The following is a 25,453-nucleotide window of genomic DNA, read 5'->3' on the forward strand; positions in this document are numbered from 1 at the left end:
ATATAATGTGCAATGTACGACTGTCAGTTTACAAAAATATAAAATCAAACTGCGCAGCTTTGTGTAAGCGAATGTGACTTGCCAATTCAAATTTGCTTGCGTAGCTTATACGCTTGTTACGACAAACAATTAGTAAAAGGATTCCTTTTGTGACAAAAAAAGTTGCTGTTTTGACCTCAGGTGGCGATGCGCCTGGCATGAATGCCTGTATACGTGCTGTAGTGTTAGCCTGTGAACAGTTAGGTTTTGAAGCCATTGGTTACTTACACGGTTACAACGGTTTACTTAAACAGCAATATAAACCGCTAGCTGCGCAAGACATGCACAACCTGATTCAACGCGGTGGTACTGTTTTGCACAGTGCTCGATGTCTTGAATTTAAAACCGACGCAGCTGGAGAACTCGCTGCCAAAAACCTTTCTGATGCGGGCGTAGACGCATTAGTGGTTATTGGCGGTGATGGTTCATTCAGAGGTGCTCATCATTTAAGTCAGTTTTGGACAGGACAAGTCATTGGATTACCTGGGACCATTGATAACGATATATACGGTACAGATGCCACAATCGGTTATTACACGGCGATTGAGACAGCAGTTAGTTCTATCGACAAAGTCAGAGACACAGCGGATGCTTTCGAACGTATATTTTTAGTTGAAGTAATGGGGCGTCATTCCGGTTTTATTGCGTTAAATGCAGCCTTAGCATCAGCTTCAGATCATGTGATCGTACCGGAGCTTTTTGAAACAGAAGAAAAAGCGCTTCAGGCCATGATCGATGAATTGGATTACCGTCGCGAGACGCATGGCAGCATCAGTTATATTGTTGTCGTAGCCGAAAATGTTTGGCCAGGCGGGATCGCAAATTTAGTAGCGACACTCGAAAAACGTACCGGTAGCGATGTCAGGCCGGTGATCCTAGGTCACGTTCAACGTGGTGGCTCTCCCGTTCCACAAGACCGGATCCTCGCAAGTAAGCTTGGAGCTCACGCAGTCTATGCCATTAAAAATGGTGAAACAGGCGTAATGATTGGGGAAGTTGATGGCTCACCGGTCTCAGTTCCCTTACCGCATACATGGGAGAACAGTAAGCCATTGGAAGGTTTCTGCGTTGATACTATGCGAACTCTGGTCAACGCGACGACAGATTAGCGAAGCTGCTATAAATCCATAGCAGCTTTTACCCTATCCCTGTGACTACGACTCACCTTGAGCTCTGTATCATTGTGTAGAATAAGGTGATACTCGCCGCTTACATGGCTGACTAACTTTTTCACAAAGTTGATATTGACGATGGCAGATCGGTGCACGCGAATAAACATTTTAGGGTTTAGCGATTGCTCTAATTCCTTCATCGTTTTGCGCATTATATGCATTCCATCTCGCGCATGAACACACATGTAATCGCCGGCTGCGTCTACCCATTGAATATCAGATACAGGCACTCGCGTGACTTCAGAACCATCCTTAATCGACATAATATCTGGGTACGGTGAACTCTCAACAGGCTCGCCCGTTGCCAGTTTTCTCAAGATTTCTTCACAATCATCACCGGTTAGGTCGGCGACTAAACTGACAAGCTTATCAGTGTTTTGTTGACTTTCCTGATGGGTCAAAGCGTTTCGTACTTTGCTCAGTGCTTTTTCAAGGCGAACATCATCTATCGGCTTAAGCACATAATCTAATGCATGAATATCGAAGGCCTTAATGGCATAACTATCGTATGCGGTGACAAACACAATCAGTGGCATTGGCTGACGTAAATCGCGAAGCTTCTGAATTACTTGAAAGCCATTGAGTTCTGGCATTTGAATATCCAAGAATACCAAATCAGGGCGTTTTTGTGGTATCTGAGTAACAGCGTCTAAACCATTACTGCATTCACCCACTATTTCCACGTCATCGTGAGCTTGCAGCCTTAATTTAAGGCCTTGACGCGCCAAAGGCTCGTCATCCACAACCATCACCTGCAATGTTTTATTCGTCATTCTCGGCTTCCTTTACCTCGTAGGGAATGCGGATACTCACGCGCAACCCCTTTGGTTGATTATTAGCAATTACAAAAGAAAAATTCTTCCCGTAAAGCGAATGCAATCTTTCACGTATATTCGGTAAACCTACGCCATTTTCGCGGGTAAGCTTACCGTCTTTTATTTCTGCACCAGGTCCATTATCTGAAACATCGATAAGTAGATCACTACCAAACACGCGCGCATGTATACGAATTGTGCCATCACTACTCATTTTAGAAATCGCATATTTGATTGCGTTTTCGATTAATGGTTGAAGTATCATACTCGGCACCAACGCTCGCTCACAACGTGGCTCAATTTCCCATTCGACAGTCAACCGATCATCGAACCTGACCTTTTCAATGTCCAAATATAACCGCAATGCTTGTATCTCTTGTGACAATGGCACGCGCTTAATCGGATCATTATCCAGCGAATAACGTAAAAAGTTACTCAATCTAGTGACCATAGTTTCAGCAGTTTTATTCTCTTTCATTAAAATTAATGTTGAGATAGCGTTTAATGTGTTGAATAAAAAGTGTGGATTTAGCTGATAACGCAGCATACGAATATGAGCTTGATGAGCCATGGTTGTAGCTTTTAGTGCTAACTGTTTTTCCTTTTGTAGCATCTGGAAGTTTTTAATACCAAAATATAAACCGCCCCAACACACAATCATCATCAATGAGTTAATGGTATTGGTTGTATACATATACCATTCATCAGGACGATATCCGTGCTTGTATATTTCCCAATAGTTGATGTTCTTAACGACGGCCCATATGAGTGCTACTAAATAACTCGACAACGACACTGTGGTTAACATTTTCACTACAGACTGCTGACGAGCCCAACGGAATATGTAGCGAAGAGGAATGGTGAAAAGCCAACCTGCATAGGCATTCAGAATTATGATGAAAACCCAAATCGGTCGCATATCATGCAAAAACGAACCGATGTAATACACCAGTGCAAACCCTGCCCAACCAGCAGAGTGCAGTGCCCAGAATAGACGTTCGTTATTATCGAATACTTTTTGCCAACGACTCACATCATTCACTTTTAGAAGTCTTTGATTCGATTATAAAAGGAAAAAGTGTTAATGAAGATGCGCTGGTCGTATCAACGCACCTTCTTATCGCAGATCCCTAGAATTTAAAGGAAGAAATACACATCAGTAACTGATATTCATGCGTTTTAACCAGTGAACCCACCACCAGGCAGGACCCACCAATAAAAAGCGTAAATCTTCAAAGAATGAAGGTTTCTTGCCCTCAACCTTATGGCCTACAAACTGTAATATCCACATCACCACAAACAGGCTGACACAGAAATAAAACACACTGATATCATAAAACACTAACAATCTAATGCAGCCGAAAGCCGCCAGCGTTAACAATGTCATTGCAGCGCCAATGGGGCCTGATAATTTGAAGTAGTAATACAAAACCGGTATTGCTGCTATATGCGCAAAATTTACATTAAAGTAGGCGATAAAATCTGGAACCGGAATCGACCACAATAGGCCAACGGTGACTAAATAGATTGCCGGGACCGCAATTGCATGGATCATAATATTGGTTTTGTTTTGATGACTCTCGCCATACTTTTGTAGCAATGCCTCAATTTGACGCATACTAACCTCCGTCGGTTTTATACTGTTATTATGTGACGTTTTAATAATACATCGACATCATTTGTCGTCGATTCAAATTGTATTCCCAAAAATAAATAGCCATCGTCGGAACGACTATTTCGAATGTCACCTTTTAAAATCAGCGTTTTTTCACTGAGATCAACACACAAAGTGACTTCCTGACCAGCCTCAATACATTCTGCCGGACGGTCTTCAAACAACGATTGTGCCACTGCAACACGACAACCGCTTTGCGATACATCAACGATCAAGCTGCTGAGGACATTTTTATCATCACCTAAACTGAGCTCCGCAGCAATGCCAGGTGCAGCCCGCCTTTCTGAGCGTAAACCGATACTTTGTAACGAACGAGGAAACGTCGTAAAAAACAATTGACCCGGTTGTGATTGGACATGATTTATTTTGGCTTTAAACGCAATAACCTGACCACTAGAACCTTCCAGCACATAGCGAATAATCACGGTATTTTCAGGATACAAAACATCCTTCATCACGCCATATTTTTTGATATTGGGAAATTGAAATATCAGACAACGGGGATAGTCCATCCCCACATAAACCGTTTTTACACGCTTGGGACTCGTAGGCGTAGAAACTTGAAGGTCAACAAGAGCACCGGGCTGAAGTGCTCGCAAGCTAGCCAGATCGTCTGCCGAAATTTGAGGTGCCTTCACGCTTTTATTTTTTGTCACGGCAAATTATTGGTAATCTTAAAGTTAAAATCATAATCGGCCTTTTCCAACAAAGCAATGCGCTTTGTTGCAGCGTCACTATTCACAGAGAGTCATGGGTTATATGGGTAATGCACCAACTATTGTTTATCATTTAAGTCCACATTCGGTAAGTCAGCATTTGTTTCATGTGAAGTTAGATATTACTGCACACGAACAAGACCAACTAACACTGACAATGCCTGCGTGGATCCCAGGTAGCTACATGATCAGGGATTTTAATAAAAACCTGTCTATGTTCACCGTAAAAAGTGCTAAAGGAGACCCGCTCCCTTGGCATAAAGAAGACAAGCAAACGTGGACAGTGCACTCTGATGGTCAAGCTCTGACTGTGGAGTATCTCGTCTATGCATTTGATTACTCTGTCAGAAGCGCATATTTAAACGATGAATTTGGTTTTATTAATGGCACCAGCGCGTTCTTGTGCGTACAAGAACACGCTAGTAAACCATGTACCGTTCATTTGTCGATGGGTGAAAAATACCAGCGACTAGATTGGCAAGTACGCACCGGTATGCCTGCAATAGAAAACGATTCAAGTGGTTTGGGTCACTATCAAGCAGACAATTATCAAACATTAATTGATTACCCGATTCTATTTGGTGTTCTACTCGAACATACTTTTAAAGTAGGCGATATCGACATTGTCATGTTATTTACGGGAAAGTTGCCCCTCGATGTTGAGCGAATAGCCGATGATCTGGTACCAATTCTTCAACAACACGTGGATTTATTTAACGATAAGGCGCCAATAAACAAATATTGGTTTATGACGTTGTTGGCTGAAACCGGTTTTGGCGGCCTAGAGCATACTAATTCAACGGTGCTAATGTATCCACGTTGGGACTTACCGCTAGTCGGTGAAGGTGCAGCAACCGATTTTCAAAAAACAGACAGTTACCGCGATTTTCTCGCCCTTTGTAGCCATGAATTTTTGCACACATGGCATGTTAAACGCACTCGACCAGAGGTGTTTATTGACTATCAGCTAGACAAAGAGTCATACACGAATCAGCTGTGGATCTATGAGGGCTTCACCAGTTTCTATGATGATCTAGCGCTAGCTCGCGCCAAAGCCATTACCCCCGAACAATACACCGCGATGATAAGTAAAAATATCACTCGATTGCTGCGCAACCCAGGCCGATTAAAACAAAGTGCTGCCGACTCCAGTTACGACGCATGGACACGTTTCTATCAGCAAGATGCTAACTCTATTAATCATATTGTGAGCTATTACACCAAAGGAGGCTTAATTGCGCTGTGCCTAGATGTCTACATTCGCGAAAAATCTCAAGGCCGCTACTCAATGGATGACGTAATGCGCACCCTGTGGCACGAATACGGCAAGCACAACAAAGGCACACCGGACAATGTTATCCATACAATAGTGTCAGGATTGATCGGACAACCTGTAGATGAGTTACTCAATCAGTTAGTTTATGAACCAGGTGAATTACCACTTTCAGATGTATTGAATAAGATAGGATTGAAGCTGAAAATCACCCACGCTGAAAACTTTGACGACGTGGGTGGCAAGAAAGCCATTCAGCCTATGCTGAATCCATTAGGCATCAATATAAAATCATCAGACACTGGCGTATTGGTACAACAAGTAAGAGAAGCCAGCAATGGATGCAATGCCGGGTTACAGGTTGGCGATAAGCTAATTGCAATTGATCAATGGGTTGTAACCCCTATGAACCTTGCTCGGCTTTTAAAGCAGCCAAACACTCAGGTTAGCCTGACCGTGATTCGAGATGGTCGCCTGCTCAGCCTACCCTGTATGTTGTCTTCGCAAGCCGCTGACACTGCATATATTGAAATTGCAGATCTCGAGCGCCTTGAGCAGTGGTTAGGTTTTAATTAATCACGAGCAGGAACCAGCAATTGGGGATCGACTCTTACTGATCCCCAATTAATACGCCAGTCTAGATGTGCACCAGTTACGCGTCCAGTTTCACCAATTTCAGCAATGAGCTGACCTTGTTTGACTTTATCTCCTGCTTTTACATGCGCTTTGTGCAAGTGAATAAATGTCGACGTTACTTGATGTCCATGATCAATAATCAACGTGCCACCAGAATAATACATATCCGGCACAAATAATGTGACAACGCCATCCGCAGGCGCTATGACAGGCGTGCCGACGGGCCCTGCCACATCAACCCCATAGTGAGGTCGCTTAGGCTCACCATTGAGTACACGTTGACTACCGTATACACCACTAATACGGCCTTCAGCTGGCCAAATAAACGATTGCGCGAAATACTCAAAATCAGTATTTATACTGCGCCCTTTTGCCACTTGCTGATTGTCTTTGCGAATGCGCTCCAATACTGACTCTGGCGGCGTCACCATTTTCTGAGGCAAGCCATCAATTCGTTGTATATCGTACTCCCGAGCGGGTAACGCGTAACGCTCTTCACCACTACCTTCATGGTTTTCCCAGCGTAACATTACCTCACCGGTAGCATCTCTTGAAACACCAAATACAAACCATCCGTTAGCGCTCGTTTTCAGCACTTTATCGTCAAAATATAACGTAGCAGGTTGGGTTAGCTTGCCTCTTACCAATGCACCTGGCTGTGGCGTATCGATTAATGCAAAGGGTGCAGCACATAGGAATGATGAAAACACCAGTAAACATAAACCTAAGCATCTATACACGCGCAATTGCTCCCTTACCAACGCCTTCAAAAGCAATCACTTCGTATTCTTTATCGGGTTCCATTCTCTGTTGCTCCTGCAACATATACTGCGCCAAACATTCCACAGTTGAGTCAGTATCGATAATTTCACTTTCAGCTTTCGCGATCACCAATTCAAAATAGCCTTGAGACGCTTCGTAAGCAAAGCAGTGTGCATAATCAAAGGATTTGTTAATACCCGATAACTTTAATTGTGCAGGCGCTATGACATCCTCTTGAGAGCCTATGTAGATATCGCACCAACGCGTTGACCAATAATGTTCAGCTTCAATGCTTTCCTTACCGTTCTCATACACGATTACTTTTGAACGATGCCCATGTGCAATACGCTGACAGTTCCCTTCGTGTTTCTTGAGACCATGAGTGTAGTGATAAAACGGTGTCGGTATCACTTCAGTACGCAGCTTTAGCGTAATATCATCAACATTATCCGGTAAGTGCGTTGCAATGATATCTTTGAGATATTGACTTACTGATGCCATATCCACTTGTTCAGCATAGACAAATGCGTAAGCTTCATCAGGGCAATACATGTAGATGCTGGCATCCTGAGTAACCGCTTCACCGTCGCTCTCCCCAGCGCAGGTCCGCTCAAAATTGACTTGCACCATACCATCATCTGTATGATGAATGACCGACGTACTAGGAGATTCCACCGGTACTAGCAACTTGTGGTCGACGTACTCGTCAATTAAGCGCTTAAGATCTTTCTTAACCCTACCGAAATCTTGGATCATGCTTTCTTCGTTGAGCTCACCCGCTAAAACGACATCGACAATCCAACTCTCCCCTACCATTCCGCGCTTAGCGCAGAGGTAAGAAAAATCCATTACGGTTAAATCATTAACAAATAACTGCATAGTACCTTTAATTTCTTTAAATAAGGGGAGTTAAACCCCATTTGCTGCATAGTATAACGGGGTTTCACCAATATGTGCGACGCGAACTGCTTTATTTCTCGCTGCGCATTAACTGATCTTTTAGGTTGGGTGGTATGCCGCGAATAACCAGCGTGTCCGTATGGGCATCGTATTTAACTTTATCGCCATATAGATTGCGATCAAAACTCAACGTAACCCCCCCACCTTGTCCACTGAACTTAGCCAACTGCTTTATCACCGCTCGATCAGGTTGAAAAGTATCCTCTATTGGCGTTTCAGACGCTTGGACAAATTGACTGAAGTCAAAATTCTCAGCCGCATCAGACGGTAGCTTTGCTGACAGCTCGCTAAGCTGAATATCGTCGCCACTGGCTATCTTTTCTTTATAGTATTCTTTCACCGTATCACGGTGTTGCTGCTTTTCTTGCACATCAAGCTGCTCACTGGCCAGATAGTCATCAACACTGTTAAGCAATTGTGCATTTTGCTGTTTGATGTCGAGCAATTCTTCGCAACCTAAAAAGGCCATAAAGAAATCAGCCACTTTTCGTCCCATGCGCCCTTTTATAAAGCTAATGTATCGAGCTTTCTCTGGCTGCACACTCAATTGAGTCAGATCAATGCGAGCCGCTAATTGCATTTTGGCTAAGTCCAGGTGCTCACTAATCGTAAGCTCTAATTGCTTATCCACGTGTACATGTTGCTGTGTATTAAGTAGGCAGACCATCAGGTAATCTGTTGCTAAATACTCATAACGACAAAACACCAAAAACCCCGTTTCAACCATCTGCATATCAGCCATAGTCGCAATTAAATGCTGCGCTGCTGCTTGCGTAAAGTGTTGAAAGGTTTCTTCACTGCTTTCTGATTCACTGCCAATCAGCATTTGATTTAGCGCCTGTTCGAATATAAAGGCTTGTTCGTCTTCAGGTGCAGCAAACTTACCTATACCTTTACTTGGTTTACCATTAAATGCATGGTTAATTTGCGCAACCAACGTTTCTATTGAAGGGGTAACCTCAATACAGGCTTCGCGAGGTAATAAGGTTAATTTCTGTTCAGATTTCACGAGCAGTTGATGAACAATAAACTGGTGTATGACTGCACTCATTGATTCAAGATTTCCTCAGTCGAGAGAACGACAAAATTTCACTTTTCTGACTATACTTTTGGCAACAAAGCGATAAAACAGCATGAATTTTCAAGGCCTTGTTGCGTAATCGGGTAAACTTTGCGATAAACTTTGTTATCGTGAAAGCAGGGATTATAATCGATCTAAATAAAAATCCATGCCTTTTGACAAAAACTACATAAAAAATTGAGATCTGCATGCCAATACAATCACGTTACTCCAACACCCAAATCGAATCAGTCATGCAAGATTTAGTTGATGTGCTAAATAAACATCAATGTGGTCGTGACTTGGCGCTGATGGTATTGGGTAACACCGTTACAACTGTACTCACCCAACAATACGACGAGAACCAGCGACAAGCGATGGCCGAACAATTCAGCCAAGCAATGTTAAAAAGCGTGAAGTAACCCTATGATTTTAGCAGAATCGCCGCGTCGACAGCGTGTTACAAAGTTAGTTAATTGGGGGCATTGGTTTGCGCTAGCGAATATACTTTTAGCTCTCATCATTTCGTCAATTTTTGTTTTCTCGTCACCGCAATCGGGGACATGGATCGGAACCGTTTATTTATTCGCTAATTGGTTCGGCCACATTGGCTTTTTGACTTTTTGTGGGTTTGTCATTTTTGTTCTCCCCCAATGTTACTGGGTAACCAACTCTAACTTTGTGAAAGGCAGTGGTTCCGCAATCGCAGCCATTGGGTTAGCGCTGCTGGCTCTCGATGCGCTCATCTTTAATCGCACAGGTTTTCACATAACGCTTAATTCTGCGGCACTGGTTCGATCGGAAACGCAAAACCAATTGAGTTTGTTTGGTTGGCAAGAGTGGAGCTACCTTGGGCTACTGTTTGTTGTGTGGTTTCTTTTTCAGTTGGTTATCGCTAATGCGATTTGGAAACGAATTGAACGCTTAACCAAACACAAGGTGGGCGTTCCTGTGACTGGATTGTTTGTGCTGTGCTTTGTAACAAGCCATGCCATGCACGTTTGGGCAGATGCGCGGCTTTACCAACCCATCATAAAGCAAGATAACATGTTTCCACTGTCCTACCCTGCGACGGCTAAAACACTGTTATCTCGATATGAACTATTGGATTTAGAAAGCTACCAACAACGCAAGCAGCTGCAATTTAATCCGCATCTAAAAACGGTTACCTATCCCTTATCCTCGCTATTTTGCAGCATAAGTTCAGAGCAATCACTCGCTATTTTTGTTCAAACCGATACTCAACCTATCGGCGTATTGGATGACATGGATCTGCGCAAAAATCCGCGTTTTTATGTTTCTTCAACGGATATCAGTTCACTGGTGAATACAACCTTGTACGGCGTTCCTGAGATTTATTCTCAAACTCTCAGTGACCGTACGCCAGTTTTGTTTGATATGGCTGAGGCATTCGATATCCCAATCGTTGTAGATACCGACCCTGGCCTAGTGAAGCACAAAGGCGCTGCAATCGTCAGTCAAGATGGTTTGCGTTTCGCCAATAGCATCGTCGGCGGTAAGATAGTTGTTGTTTTCGCTGCCGCAGCCGATATTGAGCAATGGCTTACACTACCTAGCATACGTAAGGCGCATTTGTTAATCGCTACCGGTTACAACCCTGAATCGCCAGAAACAGCAGGTACGCTGTATTCTTCTGCTGATATTGACTCGGCGATGGCAAGCACCGAAGATTTGATCCCAACAGCTTTGAATATGATGGGATGTAATGCGGACGTTGGTTTGTATTCAACCGGTCAAAATTTACTAGAACCACAGCGCCAATGGGTAGTGACAACCAGTGGTGACAAAATTATTCTGCTACACGGCAACCTTCGCACCGAAGTGATGAGTAATGGTAACTACAATATCAGCGATATTGCCAATGGGAATCGCAGCACTGCAACGTTAAACACTGACCTATTCAGTCAAGCGATTAAACATTTAAGTCGCTTCTCTTCACGCTAAGGATTGATATCGTCCAGTGTATGTACCACTTGCACCATCGGAGTTGTTATTTGATTCCGGTGGCTGGCGAGCTTGGTCTCCTCTTCCCCCATGGGATCAAACAATACAAAACGCCCAACCCCGGCACGAGAAGCGGCAATCGCATCCGTTAATTTGTCACCAATCATGATACTTCGCGCCATATCGATATTTTGTTCGGTGGCCGCAAGCGTAAAAAGGCCAGGCTTAGGTTTACGACAATCACAATCATTGTGCTCACCATATTCTGGATGATGGGGACAAAAATAGACGGGAATTGTCCCTATACCGCATTTTTTGAATTCGATTTGGAATAGGTCCATCACATGGAAGAATTCATCTTCTGAATACATCCCCCGTGCAATACCGGATTGATTGGTAATAATTACAGGTTTATAACCTGCATCATTGAAGCGCTTGATCAGACCAAAGATCCCATCAATAAAGTCAACATCTCTGGGTTTATAGACATACCCATGATTAACGTTGATAACGCCATCTCGATCGAGAAAAAGTGCTGGAGTTGCGCTAGCCGCCATGACCTACTTTACCCTGTAATGCCTCGGCGCCTAGCGTTTTGCGTTGACTAGCGCGCGGAGAACAGTTTAAAAATGCTCGAGAAATCGAGTTTACCATTGCCCTGCTTGCTGTGCAGTTTATACAAATTCTGAGCTTGTGAACCCATAGGCACAGTAGAATTTGACTGGGCCGCACATTCCATAGCTAATGATAGATCCTTTTTCATTAGATCGACCATAAACCCCCCCTGATAATCATTGCTTGACGGTACGTTTTCCATAACATCTGGACAAGGGTTGTATAACTCTAATGTCCAGTTACGCCCAGAACTCTTCAACATGATTTCTGATAACACTTTTGGATCTAATCCGTTATCAATACCCATTTGAAGCGCTTCTGATGTACCCGCCATCAAAACAGACAACAGCATGTTGTTGCATATTTTGGCAATTTGACCAGCACCGTGAGCGCCCGCATGGAAAATGTTTTTTCCCATAGCATTTAGGGCTTCCATTGCTTCATTCAAATCACTTTCTTCACCGCCAACAATAAACGTTAGCGTGCCTGCTTTCGCGCCGCCTACTCCGCCTGATACGGGCGCATCGATGAAACGTATGCCGCAGTCGCTGAGTTGTTTAGCCACCGTTTTTGCAGAGTCTGCATCGATGGTACTGCAATCAATAACCAAGCAGCCTTGGCTTAATTCACTCAATACCCCTTGCTCAGCACTGTATAGAGAGCGTACATGAGCCCCAGCAGGTAGCATTGAAATAACGATATCAGCACCTTTAACCGCTTCGTTAGCGCTACTAGCAGTTGTTGCGCCAACCGATTTAAGTTGTGCCATGGCTGCATCGACTAAATCAAAAACAGTCACCGCAAAGCCATGCTTTACGAGGTTTTCAGCCATTGGGCCACCCATGTTACCCAATCCAATAAATGCAATTTTTTTCATTATGATTTCCCTAACATTGCTAACGGATGCTCACTTGGCTCCCAAGGAGAAGAGAAAAACCAATCAATGGTGTCTTGTGGAACATCTTTGATAGCGCTGTAGCGCCATTTTGGTTGCATATCTTTATCAATCAGAAGTGCTCTGACGCCTTCTGCGAATTCACCAAACTCACCACAACGACAGGACAAATCTAGCTCCATACGAAAGCAGTCGGCTAAACTCATACTCTCACCACGCTTCAATTGCTCAAGAACGATCGAAGCCGTTATTGGAGAGCCATGTGCCAAGCTATTTTGCGCTTTGGATAGCCACTTATTGTTACTACTGTCTAATGCCAGAATGTTATCGACAATCGAGTTCACATCTTCTGCAGAGCAGGCAGCATCAATCGCTTTCTGCAATGGCTCTATAAACCCTTCTGGTTTGCTATCTTGAGATATATTGTGGAAGGTCAGCAAGACATCACTGACCAAGGTATGCATTTCGCGAATAGCATTCTTCGACATCTTTTCAGATGGCCAGGGTTGGCGTACTAGCGCATCTATGCAGTCGTCAATGCTATATTCTCCCGCATAGAAATTCGCCAAGCCGGAATACAACGCATCTGTTGCATTAATACTTGCGCCCGTGAGGCCTAAAAACAAACCGACTTTTCCCGGCATTTTAGGCAGAAACCAACTGCCCCCCACATCAGGATACAAACCGATCGTAATTTCTGGCATTGCGATGCGAGATGTTGTAGTGACGACTCTATGACTGGCACCATTGAAGAGACCAAGACCGCCGCCCATTACGATCCCTTTACCCCAGACGATAATAGGCTTTTCATAAGTATGAATACGAAAATCTAATTGATATTCGTAATTGAAAAAATCTTCTAAGAACGCAGGCGTTTTTTTCGGTTCTTGCACCATGGCGTTGTACATAGACACGACATCGCCACCAGCACAAAAAGCTTTATCGCCAACAGAATCTAAAATGACACAAACAATATCCTCTTGGCTCTGCCATTCAACGAGTTGTGCGTCTATTCGGCGAACCATAGACAAATCGATGGCATTCAGTGCCTTGAGCTTGTTTAATTGAATATAACCAATTTTGCCACCTTCGGCAGCATCAAGGGTTTTACACAGTACACTTTGTTCTGTCATAGCAATCCTTATAGTATCTCGGCTGCATCTGATAATAGACGACGCGCAATGATCACGCGCATAATTTCATTTGTACCTTCTAAAATCTGATGTACTCGAACGTCACGCACATGACGCTCTAATGGATATTCCTTGATATAGCCGTAACCACCATGGATCTGAAGCGCTTCATTACAAACTTTAAAACCAACATCAGTGGCAAATCGCTTCGCCATCGCGCAGTATGTGGAACGATCAGGATGTTTATTATCAACTTTGCTGGCAGCAAGACGCACGAGTTGTCGCGCTGCGACTAGCTCTGTATTCATATCCGCTAACTTGAATTGCAGCGCTTGAAATGCCGCGATGGGTTTACCAAACTGTTGACGCTCCAACATGTACTCGCGGGCAGTATTCAGTGCTTGCTGTGCAGTACCGATAGAGCATGTCGCAATGTTGATACGACCGCCGTCCAGCCCCTGCATAGCAAGTTTAAAACCATTGCCCTCTTGATCAAGCAATGCGCTAGCCGGTAAACGTACATTATCAAACGTGACCATACGTGTGGGTTGTGCATTCCAGCCCATTTTTTCTTCCGGCTTCCCGTACCCTACGCCCTCGGCGTCGGCCGGCACAACAAAAGCAGATACGCCTTTAGCACCATCAGCCCCTGTTCTTGCCATGACTACGAGTACATCTGTAGAGCCCGCACCCGAAATAAATACCTTTGAACCATTGAGGATATACTCATCACCTTCACGCTTGGCATTAGATTTCAATGACGCAGCATCCGAGCCTGAACCTGGTTCGGTGAGGCAGTATGAAGCTAGCTTTTGACCACTGACTAAATCGTCACACCACTGTGCTTTAATCTCATCAGTCCCCCAAGTAGAAATCATCCACGTTGCCATGTTGTGTATCGTTAACATAGCCGTTGTCGTGGTACACCCCATTGATAGCTGTTCAAATATGATCGACGAATCTAAACGCGATAAACCTAGGCCGCCCGCTTCTTCCGGCGAATAAAGACCACAAAACCCAAGCTCTCCCGCTTGACGAAAGGTGTCGGTCGGAAACGTATGTTCTCGATCCCATTCAGCAGCAAAAGGCGCTAACGCCTGGTCTGCAAATTGTTTCGCCGTTTCAGCAAAAGCGATTTGATCATCAGTTAATTCAAAATTCATCAAAACCTTCCCATTATCTCAATGAAATCGTCATATTTGGACCTGACGGAATGTCATTTTCCACCCAACGTGACGTAATCGTTTTGGTTTCTGAGTAGAAACGAATCGCTTGCTTACCGTAAGCATGCAAATCGCCATAGAAAGAATTTTTCCAGCCAGTAAATGAGAAGAATGGTAGTGGCACAGGAATAGGAATGTTGATCCCCACTTGACCCACTTCAACTTCACTCTGGTACTTACGAGCTGCAGCACCACTGTTAGTAAAGATTGATGTTCCATTGCCGTATGGGTTTGCGTTAACGAGAGCAAGTGCTTCTTCTAGTGTGTCTACGCACATACAGCATAATACCGGACCAAAAATCTCTTCCTGATATATACGCATATTCGTCGTTACGTCAGTAAATACTGTTGGACCAACCCAGTTACCGGCTTCATATCCTTCAACCGTCGTGTTTGAACCGTCTACCAAACAGGTCGCGCCTTCATCTTTACCAGACTGAATGAGATCTAATACACGCGCCTTAGCTTGAGGGCTGATCAACGGGCCAAAACCAGCATCTTTGTCATCCCAAATACCAGGACGTACTTTCGCGATACGTTGCGCTAGTTCCTCAACCCAATCTTTACTGTCGCCAACAAATACAGCTACCGAAATCGCCATACAACGCTGACCCGCGGCACCCACTGAAGCGCCTACCATGTTATTCAGTACATGTTCTTTGTTCGCATCCGGCATAATGACTGTGTGGTTTTTAGCACCGGCGAAACATTGTGCACGCTTCATGTTGGCTGATGCAGTTTGATAGATGTATTGGCCAACTGGCACTGACCCAACGAAAGAAACAGCTTTGATTGTTGGGTGGTTTAGTAAAATATCAACTTGCTCTTTGCCACCGTGAATAATGTTCAAAACCCCCTCAGGCGCGCCAGCTTCAATAAACAATTCAGCGAGACGAATAGGCGTCAAAGGATCTTGCTCAGAAGGCTTAAGCACGAACGTATTTCCGCAGGCAATGGCCATTGGGAACATCCAAAGCGGGATCATCGCAGGGAAATTAAATGGCGTAATACCGGCACATACACCTAATGGTTGAATATAGCTGTAGGTATCAATATTACGTGCAACATTTTCTACCGTTTCACCCATCATAAGTGCCGGAATATTCATGGCTTGTTCAACCACTTCTATACCACGCCACACGTCGCCTTTCGCATCATCAAACGTTTTACCGGTTTCGCTGGCTAAAATAGTCGCCAGCTCATCATGATGCTCTTTCAGCAAATGCTGATAACGCATCATAACGCGCGCACGCTCAGGCGTCGGGATCTTACGCCATGTTTCAAAGGCTTTCTCCGCTGACGCAATTGCCGCTTCAACTTCATCATCAGTTGCAACAGGGGCTTGAGCAATCACTTCATTATTAGCTGGATTAGTTACCGCAATGAATTTTTCGGTTTTAGATTCAACGAATTCACCGTTGATTAGCAAAGGAACAGTATGCATGGAGATTTCCTAGTTCACAGTAATTTGGGTGTACGATACCCGCATCTTACCTTAACGTAAACGTAAACTGGTCGGACACGGCCCTAACTCTTGTAAAAATTTTGTGACGCGCGCGTAATTTTTGCAATGGTTATATCAATCAATAACAAAACCGCAACAGAATAATGATGTTTGCAACTCAACTTGCTATGCTGACTAATAAATCAGCAGACAGCCGTTTACATTATGCAACAGAACTTGCGTTTAGCCATCGTTGAAGATAACGCCAGTGCACGCATTCATTTACGTAGCCACCTACTGGCGTTAGGCCAGTTGGATATATTCAGCTTTAGCAATGGCAAAGAGCTAAAAGCTGCATTGCGTACGCAATCTGTTGATATTGTGATCAGTGATTTTCATTTAGGGCAAAATAAAAACGGCGTTGAATGGGTTAAAAGTTTGCAGAAATCCGGCATGCTTAAACCCTCTACCGGCATTATTTTTATTACATCTGACCAAACAGCACAGACGATTGGACAGATCCTCGATATTCAGCCTGACTTTCTCGTCGTCAAACCCTATACCATTCGCTCAATCAAACAAGTACTGACTCAATACATGGCGATCAGAAAACTTGTTGCTAATGTATTGCACGCATTGGATAAACAACAGTATGAGCAAGCTTTGAAAGCTCTGGATAAAGTCATACAAGATCCAAACGCCAAGCGTTACAAAATCCACCTATTGAAACTGCGTGCGCGTATTTTGATGTTGATGAAAGACTATGACTCTGCCATGGCACTGTATCAATCGGTATTAAATCGCTCCAACAATGTTATTTGGGCACGCTGGGGCAAAATTAAATGCTTATTTATGCAGGGTGATTGGAACAGCTGTCAGTCAGCCATTGGTGATTTACTTGAATTACAATTTACCCAAAACAAAGCCTATGAATGGTTGGCCTGTATCGCATTCGAAGAAAAGAATTTTGAAAAAGCTGAACGTTGGCTAGATAACATCAAAATGAGCGAACTAACGATGCAAGCAACGCGTCTGAAGACCCTCACCTATCAAATGCAAGAACGTTTAGACGATGCAATACAGTTCCTAGAGAAAAAGCGCCTGAGTCAAATGAGCGTGCGTGAGCAACGCGACGAATTAACCTTTGAATTAGCCGATTGCCATATTCGCCATGCTGTCAATTTAAAAGCTAATGAGCGTCAAGAAAATCTGCATATTGCCCGAAGATTAATAGGCAATGCCTCTCGCAATGCTGCGGATCGCCAAGCTCATCAACGCAGAGATTACATGTTGTGCTATTCCCATGTATTAGAAGGTGATACAGACAAAGCGCAAAAATTGCTCGAAAATGAATGGATGCACGATTTTTCTCGTAGTGAAACCAGCACCATGATGATTGCATCACAAGTTTGGTTCGCCGTTGGAGATGAATCCAGAGCACAACAAATTTTAGAACTGTGTGCCCTAAAATCAGCCACATTAGATGATCAAATCGAGCACGTGATGGTTGAATCGCAATTAGTAGAAAGTGAAAAGGCTATGGGCCTAGCCGAACAGTCAGCACTAGAGCACAACAAAAAAGGTACCGAAGCCTTTATTGCCGGACACAATGACGTCGCACTCAGTGAATTTTTTAACGCGCATAAATTGGCTGAACATATCCCTGCGTTTGCCATCAACTTGCTACAGAGTATGGTGCGTGATCAAAAGTCGAACTTTAAAGGCGTGCATGCATTACCGCTACTTGACCACTTACAGCACCAACAATTATCGGAAACCAATCGCCAACGTCTTGAAGAGTTGAGCGACGTAATAAACGAAGATTATGAACGCTATGCGGCACAGGACGCTTTTCCTGTACCACAAGTGATCAGCAGTGAAACACTATCAGCGTAACGAGTTTATTGAGTAAAGCGCCGCAACAAACTAGACGTATCGTTGCGGCCGCCGCCAAGCGCTTGAACATCCGCATAAAACTGATCAACTAGCGCGGTTAAGGGTAATCTGGCACCGTGTTTGTTCGCTTCAGCAAGTGCAATGCCCAAATCTTTACGCATCCAATCCACCGCAAAACCAAAGTCGTAATCACCTTTTAGCATGGTCTTGTAGCGGTTTTCCATCTGCCAGGATTGCGCTGCACCTTTACTGATCGTGTCAATAACCGCTTCGCAATCTAACCCTGCTGACTGACCAAAATGCAGCGCTTCAGCTAAGCCTTGTACAATACCGGCTATACATATTTGATTCATCATTTTGGCCTGCTGACCTGCCCCACACTCGCCAATAAGACGTATACAGCGCGAATAATGACTAAGCGTTGAACTGGCAGTATCAAAGGTTAAATGGTCGCCACCAACCATAACGGTTAATTGCCCATTCTCAGCACCCGCTTGTCCGCCAGATACGGGAGCATCAAGAAAGCCAATGTTTTTTGCTTTACACGCCTGTGCGAGTTCTCTGGCAAGCTCTGCGGAGGCGGTAGTATGATCGACCACGATAGCATTGCTTGAAGTACCAGCTAATACGCCATTCTCGCCATAAACGACAGAACGAACGTCATCATCATTCCCCACGCACATCAACACTAACTGCGCGCCTTCACATGCCGCTTTAGGCGTATCGAAATATGCCCCGTTGTAGTCTTCGCACCAGGCTTTTGCTTTGCTAATGGTGCGATTAAACACACGGACATTAAGGCCTGCATTGGCTAAGTGTCCCGCCATGGGATAACCCATCACGCCCAACCCAATAAATGCTATGTCAGTTATTTGCATTATTTCTATTCTCTTCATTAATGTGAGAAAAGCCCTTTCAATCAACAGAAGTGATCACACTCAGGCTATGATTCGTTTATACTCATGCCGATGATAATAAAAGGATAACGAAATGTCGCAGCCAATTTATCAACATGAAGTCACTTTAAACAATGGCGAAATGAAATCGCTTAAAGATTTTGAAGGGCAAGTCATTTTGATCGTCAATACGGCAAGCAAATGTGGATTCACACCGCAATATGATGGTTTGCAAGCGCTGTATGATGAATACAAGGATAAGGGTTTTACGATCTTAGCATTCCCCTGTGACCAGTTTGGTCATCAAGAGCCCGGTGATGATAAAGAAATACAACAGTTTTGTTCACTTAACTTTAATGTCAGTTTTCCGCTGTTCAAAAAAGTTGAAGTGAATGGTGACAATGCATCGCCACTGTTCAAACAACTCAAGGACGATGCGCCAGGCTTGCTAGGTAGTAAAGGCATCAAATGGAACTTCACCAAGTTTTTGGTTGACCGTAACGGTAATACTGTTGAACGTTTTGCCCCCACTACAAAACCTGAAGCACTTAAAAACAAAATAGAAGCGTTACTGTAAGGTCTATCCTATGGATCAAATTACAGTTGGTTTTTTCAGCAGCAAACGATACGACCAAACTGTATTTGATCCACTGAGTGCCTCGTTTCCTATCGATATTAAACATATTGAAGCCCGGCTGGATGAAACAACCGTTTCGTTAGCGCAGGGTTGTGATTGCGTATGCGTGTTCGTCAACGACGAACTGAACGCAATTGTTGTCAAAGAGCTGGCGGCGTTGGGGGTAAAACACATAGCGCTACGTTGCGCTGGCTACAATAATGTCGATATTGCCCAATGCCATGAGGTAGGTATTGCCGTAAGTCACGTACCTCAATACTCGCCAGAGGCGGTAGCTGAGCACGCAGTGGCACTTATCCTCACGCTGAATAGAAAAATGCATAAGTCCTACAATCGGGTTAAAGAAGGCAATTTTGATCTACAAGGGTTAATGGGTTTTACCATGCGAGGCAAAACCGTCGGTGTTATTGGCACAGGCAACATTGGTAAAGCCTTTGTCAGAATATTAAGCGGGTTTGGCTGCAAAATCTTATGTCATGATCCCTACCCGGACTTGTCTATAACCTCTGAGCAATGTCAGTACGTTTCATTAAAGACGCTGTTTGCAAGTGCAGATATCATCAGCTTACATTGTCCGTTATCCCAAGAGAATCGCTATTTGATCGATGAAAACGCTATTGCTCAGATGAAACCCGGTGTCATGCTGATTAATACATCGCGAGGTGGGTTAATCGATACATCGGCACTCATACAAGGCTTGAAGAGCCATCATGTGGGATATGTAGGCCTTGATGTTTACGAAATGGAGTCTGAGCTATTTTTCAGAGATCACAGTTGTGAAGTGATCCAAGACGATATTTTTCAACGCCTTTCAACTTTCCATAATGTAATCATTACCGGTCACCAAGGTTTCTTTACTCAAGAAGCCATGAATGAAATTGCAAATGTTACGCTGCAAAACATACATGACTATGTGAACAATAAACCTGTCGTTAAACGCTTTCTCGGGCTAGCCGACTAACGTGCGAGCGATCGCCCACCATCGACTTTCAACGCCGTCCCAGTGACAAATGAATTGCCCATCAAATACTCAATGGCTTGCACTAACGGTGTAAATCCCGCTTCATATTGGAATAAACTGTGCGCGAGTACCTGTTGTTGCGTTTGCTCGTCATGTTCTGGCAGAAACTTCATCGTTCCCGGTTGAATACTATTCACTCGAAGTTTAGGTGCATACTCTTTTGCCTGCGACAGCGTTAGGTTTTCCAATCCTGCCTTAGTCGCCGAATAAAAAGCCCGGCCAGGTTTAGGATTAGCAACATAAATATCTGTTATATTGATGATCAATCCGCTTTGTCCATCCTGTGTGGGCGCATACTGCGTGTAAAACCAATCTCCTAACAGCGCAGGAAATGCCATATGCACATCAAAAAAATGGGTGAATTGATTATATGCTGCCTGCACACCACTTGATGTTTGGTCATCTTCAAACATTGAGGCATTATTGATCAAGAGTGAAAATTTACGCTGGCCCAAGCGGCCAATAAGCGCTTCTAGCCCTTCTATTGAGTAATTACTTATCACTTCGATAGCAAGTTCGTGCTCAAAGCGCAGTTTCAATCGATGTAGCTCATCACATCCACCACGCGTAACCGCAGTAACATGCTCTCCTTGAGCGAGGAAATGCTCTACTAGCGTTAGCCCAAGTCTGCGCCCGGCTCCCGTGATCAATATACTCATAGCCTTTCCATTACTCATCGCTACTTACAGTAGCGGTGACAGTCACTCGTGGTCGATAATAACAGACATCTACATTGCCGCTTCCGGCATAGTGATAGAAAGGATTATCCAGCGTTCTGGCACTCTCTATACGTTTTTGAAACGCCGAAGAGTCTGCTCCTAGACGTTCCAGTGCAATTTGTTCTTGTACACTAACGTCGGTCCCCATTAACGCTTTAACGATAAGCGAACGCTTTTCTTCGTTCTCTATCACGCCGCCAGCCTGTTGTGGATTTCCTCGCATAAACTTCTGAACCACTTCCAGACCATAAACAACTTGACCAAACACACTCATATTTCTATCCAAATGGCGCGGGGCTTGACCTATAACGATATAAAATTCAGTGGTAGCAGAATCGGCCTCAGTCGAGCGTGCCATTGCCACAGCTCCGGGACAATGCAATAACCATTGGCGGTCATCTTTTACACTTCTACCCGCTGGAAAATTATTGATAAACCCGGTTTCTTCAGCAAGGAACTCCGGTGATTGGATCAGCGTAAAGTCGTTCTCGAAATCTTTATTAGTGCGACTAAACTCTGCTTTGAGTGGAGAGCGGTATTGAGATTCTTTTGCTTCTGATGGATCGCCTGCTTGAGCGACAAAACCATCAATCACGCGGTAAAAACTCAAACCATCATAGAAGCCTTCTTTGACCAACTGTTTGAAACGTTCAACATGTTTAGGCGCAATGCTATCACTCAATTCAATAATAACCGTTCCCTCTTGAGTATACAGATACACTAATTGTTGCTGATCCAAACGCTCGGGAAGCTCTTCTTTTGGTTCAGTTGCGAACGCAACTCTTGCAACGAATACCAAAGACAGCATTAACATTATTCGAGTTATAAATTCCATTACCATCATTCCTAGGGTTGAGAGTTAAATCGGTTGTTCGGGCTGATGCCTTGCAATTATATGAAAATACTTTCCTAGCCACTTGTAGGGTTCTTTTTCAGCATATTCGAGTTCTAATGCCAGTAATTCGGAATACTTGAGGGTTTGATGTTCCCGATCGCGCATATAATCATGGAAACATCTAATCCCTGCTGTGCTCAAAATATCGTAATCCTTTGCTAGATGCGCCAGTATGTCTTTCGGCCTTTGTGCATTATTCGGGTTCAATCGCACTCGATTTTTCGTCACCATGCCTTGTCTAATCAAATCAAAATTACCGTAAAGCGCATTACCAAATAGTGCAGCATCGTAATTAAAAAACGTAAGACTTAACAGGCCGCCAGGTTTAATCAGAGACTTTACTTTCGCCAGCACTTCGAAGGGTTTTATCGTCCATTCGAGCACGGCATGGCACAGCACTAAATCTGCTGGCTCTGCTTCGATATTGTGCAGATCGTCACAACTAAAACTCGCATGACTGAATTCAGATAACTTGGATTTCGCTAATTCAATGGCTTCATTAGAAATGTCATTGATCAATACCGAATGGCCCAGATTAAGCGCAAATCGCGCCATTTCTCCAGTGCCCCCGCCGATATCAATCAGCGAGAGCGATGGTTCTGTATTTAATATTGGTGTTAAGCGACTTTCGAGCACCGCTTGACGTAATTGCCCTTTAGTTGTGCCATAGATATTTTTATCGAATTTATTGGCGATACCATCAAAACTTTGATCTGTTTTAATATGAGTCATGCAGTGCTTTACGCCGGATTAGCAATATCAATAAACTGTACATCCAGTCCAAATTTCTCTGCAAGGTGCTCTCCCAGCGCCTTGGCACCATAGCGTTCTGTTGCGTGATGTCCCGCAGCAAAGAAGTGCACGTTCATTTCGCGAGCTGTGTGGATGGTTTTCTCAGACACTTCGCCACTGATGAACGCATCAATACCTTGCTCTGCTGCTGAATCAATATAACCTTGTCCGCCTCCAGTACACCAAGCAACTGTCTCGATGACAGCGTTCGCATCCCCTTCACTGAGGACTTTTGTGTCAATATTCTCTTCAATCCGTTGGACAAGTTCAGCATGAGTAATGGGATCTTTAAATCGCCCTCTTAATGCCACGCTAAAGGGATCGTGAGCATCTAAACCGACGCCTACATCAATGCCTAACTTTGCAGCCAATTGAGCGTTATTACCCACCTCAGGGTGCACATCTAATGGCAAATGGTAGGCGAATAGATTCAGATCATGACGCAGAATTTTCGCTAAGCGCTGCTTTTTCATGCCCTTTACGCATGGATCTTCCCCTTTCCAAAAATAACCATGGTGAACCAGAATTGCATCTGCATTGAGTTCGATAGCTTTATCAATAAGCGCTTGAGAGGCTGTCACCCCGGTCACAATCCGTTCGATATTAGGTTTACCTTCAACCTGCAGGCCATTCGGGCAATAGTCTCGAATTTTGGCAACATTTAAGTAGCTGTCCAGGTATTGCACCAAGGCATTTTGTGTAATCGACATGTAAAACCTTTGTAAATTAGACTTTGTTAGTAAATATCGGTATAAAACAGATGCTAGATTATCTTATTAATAACAACTAAAAGGAAATCAATCCATCATGGCAGCGTTAGATAAAGATAAAGTTATCGAAAAGTTTACCCTTGCCTACACGAAGCAAAATGGTAAAGCGCCAGCGATCGAAGCAAAAGGCGGATGGTTCAGTGTAGATGGCGGAAAGAATATGCGTCTTGCTCAGTTAAATGAACTGGCCGACTCTATGGGTGGCGAAGCACCTGCTAAGGCAGAAAAACCGGCTAAAGCAGCCAGCGAAAAAAAGCCTGCGGCCAAAAAGCCCGCTGCGAAGAAAGCCGCGAAAAAAGCAAGCAAAGGTGCATTCTCAGTCAAAGCTCATTGGAATGATCAATTAAAAGCGAATGACCCAAGCGCTATTCTACCGCGCTAGTAAATGCTTTAGGCTAAGCGAACAACTCGCTTAGCCAATCATTTAATCCACTTCACGTTAACGTTTCACAAGCCAGCCATATTGACTGGACCATGCACTTTTTTCTGTGACAATGCGGCTCGCATCCAATCAGGTACATTACACTTTGTTGTTGCTGTTGAATCCATAAAAACATAGACAACGCGCGCGGTTGCAATAGGTGTACTATCCTCATGGCGCATCATTGAACACATCAAGGTAAAAGACGAATTTCCAATATGCTCACATTGCATTGATAAAAGCAGCACATCGTCAAACTGGGCAGAAGAGTGCCAATCGATATTCAGGTTGACGACTTGCGTTGCAAACCCCTGCGCCTCAAGCTTGTCATAACCACCACACAGTCCACGCAGATACTCGGTACTCGCCACATCTACGTAATCCGCATAGCGGGCATTAAAAACCACATTTTGCGGATCACAATCAGCAAACCTAACCCTCAGCAACACATCAGCTTGCATGCTCTGAGCTACCAGGTCAAATCGTCAGGAATTTCAAAATCAGCGTACCAATTATCAGATTCTTCGCTACTGGCTGACGTTTCTTCGGCTGAAAGATCCGCTATATAGACAACGGTTTCTGGACTCCGCTCTGCGATTTTGTCAGCCACTTTAATCGGTACCAATTCGTATTCATCTTCCAATTGAACCACTGCTAATCTGGCTTTTAATACACCTTTGTGGAGCGCATCCGTAACATAAAGCCGCTTGATTTTATTATCGTGGGTAAAGTTGAGTACAACTTCACCTCCAGCTCGTGGCTGCTTATTTAAGTTTATTAGCTGTTTAACCTGAGCCGCTATAGAGCGCTCTTGCTTAACTTTATTTTGCGCGTCGTTTAACGCCTTATCTTTTGCTTTTTTTGCTTCAAGCGATGCCTGTGCTGCTGCTTTGGCCTCATTATCCAGCGGTTGTTTCTGCTTTTGCTTTTTGCGCTTATCAGCTCTGGCTTGCTTTGCCTTTTGCTTATCTGCGACACCGGCTTTTAGCAACTGTTCTTGTAGCGACAATGCCATAATATTTT

The 25,453-nt window shown here is 44.0% G+C and carries 27 protein-coding genes; 8 read left to right on the plus strand and 19 right to left on the minus strand.

Annotation, left to right across the window (positions count from 1 at the left end):
- Positions 1-149 precede the first annotated feature (149 nt).
- Positions 150-1,148: an ATP-dependent 6-phosphofructokinase gene (locus CSH93_RS02360; protein WP_100641582.1), complete on the plus strand. Its 999-nt coding sequence runs from the start codon at positions 150-152 to the stop codon at positions 1,146-1,148.
- Positions 1,149-1,156: 8 nt separating this feature from the next.
- Here the strand turns inward: CSH93_RS02360 and CSH93_RS02365 are convergent, their stop codons facing one another.
- From CSH93_RS02365 to CSH93_RS02380, 4 genes are all read right to left on the minus strand, one after another.
- A complete protein-coding gene (locus CSH93_RS02365) occupies positions 1,157-1,984 on the minus strand; it encodes a LytR/AlgR family response regulator transcription factor (protein WP_100641584.1) in 828 nt (275 codons plus the stop codon).
- On the minus strand, positions 1,974-3,059 hold the full coding sequence (locus CSH93_RS02370) for a sensor histidine kinase (protein ID WP_100642317.1): 1,086 nt from the start codon (positions 3,057-3,059) through the stop codon (positions 1,974-1,976). Before CSH93_RS02370 ends, CSH93_RS02365 begins: the two co-directional genes overlap by 11 nt.
- A gap of 123 nt (positions 3,060-3,182) precedes the next feature.
- The gene (locus CSH93_RS02375) at positions 3,183-3,644 is read right to left on the minus strand and encodes an Mpo1 family 2-hydroxy fatty acid dioxygenase (protein ID WP_100641586.1); all 462 of its coding nucleotides are present in this window, start codon (positions 3,642-3,644) and stop codon (positions 3,183-3,185) included.
- Positions 3,645-3,661: 17 nt separating this feature from the next.
- Entirely contained in the window at positions 3,662-4,339 is a 678-nt protein-coding gene (locus CSH93_RS02380; RefSeq protein ID WP_164078273.1) for a PilZ domain-containing protein, read from the minus strand.
- A gap of 121 nt (positions 4,340-4,460) precedes the next feature.
- Between CSH93_RS02380 and CSH93_RS02385 the strand changes: the two genes are divergently transcribed.
- Complete coding sequence (locus CSH93_RS02385; protein ID WP_164078274.1) at positions 4,461-6,266, plus strand: M61 family metallopeptidase; 1,806 nt, start codon at positions 4,461-4,463, stop codon at positions 6,264-6,266.
- Here the strand turns inward: CSH93_RS02385 and CSH93_RS02390 are convergent.
- From CSH93_RS02390 to yejK, 3 genes are all read right to left on the minus strand, one after another.
- On the minus strand, positions 6,263-7,039 hold the full coding sequence (locus CSH93_RS02390; protein ID WP_420807238.1) for a M23 family metallopeptidase: 777 nt from the start codon (positions 7,037-7,039) through the stop codon (positions 6,263-6,265). The two genes, CSH93_RS02385 and CSH93_RS02390, sit on opposite strands and share 4 nt — an antisense overlap.
- Positions 7,040-7,058: 19 nt before the next feature.
- Positions 7,059-7,967, minus strand: coding sequence for a 6-carboxytetrahydropterin synthase (locus CSH93_RS02395; RefSeq protein WP_100641594.1), 909 nt, complete (start codon positions 7,965-7,967; stop codon positions 7,059-7,061).
- Between the two features lie 91 nt (positions 7,968-8,058).
- Positions 8,059-9,099 (minus strand): nucleoid-associated protein YejK, encoded by a 1,041-nt coding sequence (gene yejK, locus CSH93_RS02400; RefSeq protein ID WP_100641596.1) that lies wholly within the window; start codon positions 9,097-9,099, stop codon positions 8,059-8,061.
- A gap of 218 nt (positions 9,100-9,317) precedes the next feature.
- Between yejK and CSH93_RS02405 the strand changes: the two genes are divergently transcribed.
- Together CSH93_RS02405 and CSH93_RS02410 are read left to right on the plus strand one after the other, a co-directional pair.
- Complete coding sequence (locus CSH93_RS02405) at positions 9,318-9,530, plus strand: YejL family protein (RefSeq protein WP_100641598.1); 213 nt, start codon at positions 9,318-9,320, stop codon at positions 9,528-9,530.
- A gap of 4 nt (positions 9,531-9,534) precedes the next feature.
- Complete coding sequence (locus CSH93_RS02410; protein ID WP_100641600.1) at positions 9,535-11,073, plus strand: DUF3413 domain-containing protein; 1,539 nt, start codon at positions 9,535-9,537, stop codon at positions 11,071-11,073.
- Here the strand turns inward: CSH93_RS02410 and CSH93_RS02415 are convergent.
- Genes CSH93_RS02415 through CSH93_RS02435 form a run of 5 tightly spaced genes read right to left on the minus strand, consistent with a single transcriptional unit; the run spans position 11,070 to position 16,383 of the window.
- Positions 11,070-11,630 (minus strand): D-glycero-alpha-D-manno-heptose-1,7-bisphosphate 7-phosphatase, encoded by a 561-nt coding sequence (locus CSH93_RS02415; protein WP_100641602.1) that lies wholly within the window; start codon positions 11,628-11,630, stop codon positions 11,070-11,072. The two genes, CSH93_RS02410 and CSH93_RS02415, sit on opposite strands and share 4 nt — an antisense overlap.
- A 47-nt stretch (positions 11,631-11,677) precedes the next feature.
- The gene (mmsB, locus tag CSH93_RS02420; RefSeq protein ID WP_100641604.1) at positions 11,678-12,565 is read right to left on the minus strand and encodes a 3-hydroxyisobutyrate dehydrogenase; all 888 of its coding nucleotides are present in this window, start codon (positions 12,563-12,565) and stop codon (positions 11,678-11,680) included.
- Positions 12,565-13,716 carry an enoyl-CoA hydratase/isomerase family protein gene (locus CSH93_RS02425; protein WP_100641606.1) on the minus strand — a complete coding sequence of 384 codons (1,152 nt, stop codon included), beginning with the start codon at positions 13,714-13,716 and terminating at the stop codon, positions 12,565-12,567. Before CSH93_RS02425 ends, mmsB begins: the two co-directional genes overlap by 1 nt.
- Positions 13,717-13,724: 8 nt before the next feature.
- Positions 13,725-14,879: an acyl-CoA dehydrogenase family protein gene (locus tag CSH93_RS02430; protein ID WP_100641608.1), complete on the minus strand. Its 1,155-nt coding sequence runs from the start codon at positions 14,877-14,879 to the stop codon at positions 13,725-13,727.
- A 13-nt stretch (positions 14,880-14,892) separates the two neighbouring features.
- Positions 14,893-16,383: a CoA-acylating methylmalonate-semialdehyde dehydrogenase gene (locus CSH93_RS02435; RefSeq protein WP_100641610.1), complete on the minus strand. Its 1,491-nt coding sequence runs from the start codon at positions 16,381-16,383 to the stop codon at positions 14,893-14,895.
- Between the two features lie 225 nt (positions 16,384-16,608).
- Between CSH93_RS02435 and CSH93_RS02440 the strand changes: the two genes are divergently transcribed.
- Positions 16,609-18,279 (plus strand): response regulator, encoded by a 1,671-nt coding sequence (locus CSH93_RS02440; protein ID WP_100641613.1) that lies wholly within the window; start codon positions 16,609-16,611, stop codon positions 18,277-18,279.
- Positions 18,280-18,284: 5 nt separating this feature from the next.
- Here the strand turns inward: CSH93_RS02440 and CSH93_RS02445 are convergent, their stop codons facing one another.
- Positions 18,285-19,157: an NAD(P)-dependent oxidoreductase gene (locus tag CSH93_RS02445; RefSeq protein WP_100641615.1), complete on the minus strand. Its 873-nt coding sequence runs from the start codon at positions 19,155-19,157 to the stop codon at positions 18,285-18,287.
- Between the two features lie 112 nt (positions 19,158-19,269).
- On the opposite strand from CSH93_RS02445, the gene CSH93_RS02450 reads away from it, so the two are divergent.
- Positions 19,270-19,752 carry a glutathione peroxidase gene (locus tag CSH93_RS02450; RefSeq protein ID WP_100641617.1) on the plus strand — a complete coding sequence of 161 codons (483 nt, stop codon included), beginning with the start codon at positions 19,270-19,272 and terminating at the stop codon, positions 19,750-19,752.
- Between the two features lie 10 nt (positions 19,753-19,762).
- Positions 19,763-20,773 carry a 2-hydroxyacid dehydrogenase gene (locus tag CSH93_RS02455; RefSeq protein ID WP_100641619.1) on the plus strand — a complete coding sequence of 337 codons (1,011 nt, stop codon included), beginning with the start codon at positions 19,763-19,765 and terminating at the stop codon, positions 20,771-20,773.
- On the opposite strand, the gene CSH93_RS02460 is transcribed toward CSH93_RS02455, so the two are convergent.
- Genes CSH93_RS02460 through CSH93_RS02475 form a run of 4 tightly spaced genes read right to left on the minus strand, consistent with a single transcriptional unit; the run spans position 20,770 to position 23,949 of the window.
- Positions 20,770-21,492 (minus strand): SDR family NAD(P)-dependent oxidoreductase, encoded by a 723-nt coding sequence (locus CSH93_RS02460; RefSeq protein ID WP_164078275.1) that lies wholly within the window; start codon positions 21,490-21,492, stop codon positions 20,770-20,772. The two genes, CSH93_RS02455 and CSH93_RS02460, sit on opposite strands and share 4 nt — an antisense overlap.
- Before the next feature lie 10 nt (positions 21,493-21,502).
- The gene (locus CSH93_RS02465) at positions 21,503-22,387 is read right to left on the minus strand and encodes a peptidylprolyl isomerase (RefSeq protein ID WP_240615470.1); all 885 of its coding nucleotides are present in this window, start codon (positions 22,385-22,387) and stop codon (positions 21,503-21,505) included.
- A gap of 24 nt (positions 22,388-22,411) precedes the next feature.
- Positions 22,412-23,179, minus strand: coding sequence for a methyltransferase (locus tag CSH93_RS02470; protein WP_100641625.1), 768 nt, complete (start codon positions 23,177-23,179; stop codon positions 22,412-22,414).
- Between the two features lie 8 nt (positions 23,180-23,187).
- The gene (locus CSH93_RS02475) at positions 23,188-23,949 is read right to left on the minus strand and encodes a Nif3-like dinuclear metal center hexameric protein (RefSeq protein ID WP_100641627.1); all 762 of its coding nucleotides are present in this window, start codon (positions 23,947-23,949) and stop codon (positions 23,188-23,190) included.
- A 97-nt stretch (positions 23,950-24,046) separates the two neighbouring features.
- On the opposite strand from CSH93_RS02475, the gene CSH93_RS02480 reads away from it, so the two are divergent.
- Positions 24,047-24,391, plus strand: coding sequence for a hypothetical protein (locus CSH93_RS02480; protein WP_100641629.1), 345 nt, complete (start codon positions 24,047-24,049; stop codon positions 24,389-24,391).
- 65 nt (positions 24,392-24,456) lie between these two features.
- Here CSH93_RS02480 and CSH93_RS02485 read toward each other — a convergent pair whose 3' ends face one another.
- Both CSH93_RS02485 and CSH93_RS02490 read right to left on the minus strand, forming a co-directional pair.
- Positions 24,457-24,891 (minus strand): acyl-CoA thioesterase, encoded by a 435-nt coding sequence (locus tag CSH93_RS02485; RefSeq protein WP_100641630.1) that lies wholly within the window; start codon positions 24,889-24,891, stop codon positions 24,457-24,459.
- An 8-nt stretch (positions 24,892-24,899) separates the two neighbouring features.
- Positions 24,900-25,445: a DUF2058 domain-containing protein gene (locus CSH93_RS02490; RefSeq protein WP_100641631.1), complete on the minus strand. Its 546-nt coding sequence runs from the start codon at positions 25,443-25,445 to the stop codon at positions 24,900-24,902.
- Positions 25,446-25,453: the final 8 nt, after the last annotated feature.

The sequence above is a fragment of the Neoalteromonas facilis genome (genome assembly GCF_002807665.1).
Classification (GTDB): Bacteria; Pseudomonadota; Gammaproteobacteria; order Enterobacterales; family Alteromonadaceae; genus Alteromonas_E; species Alteromonas_E facilis.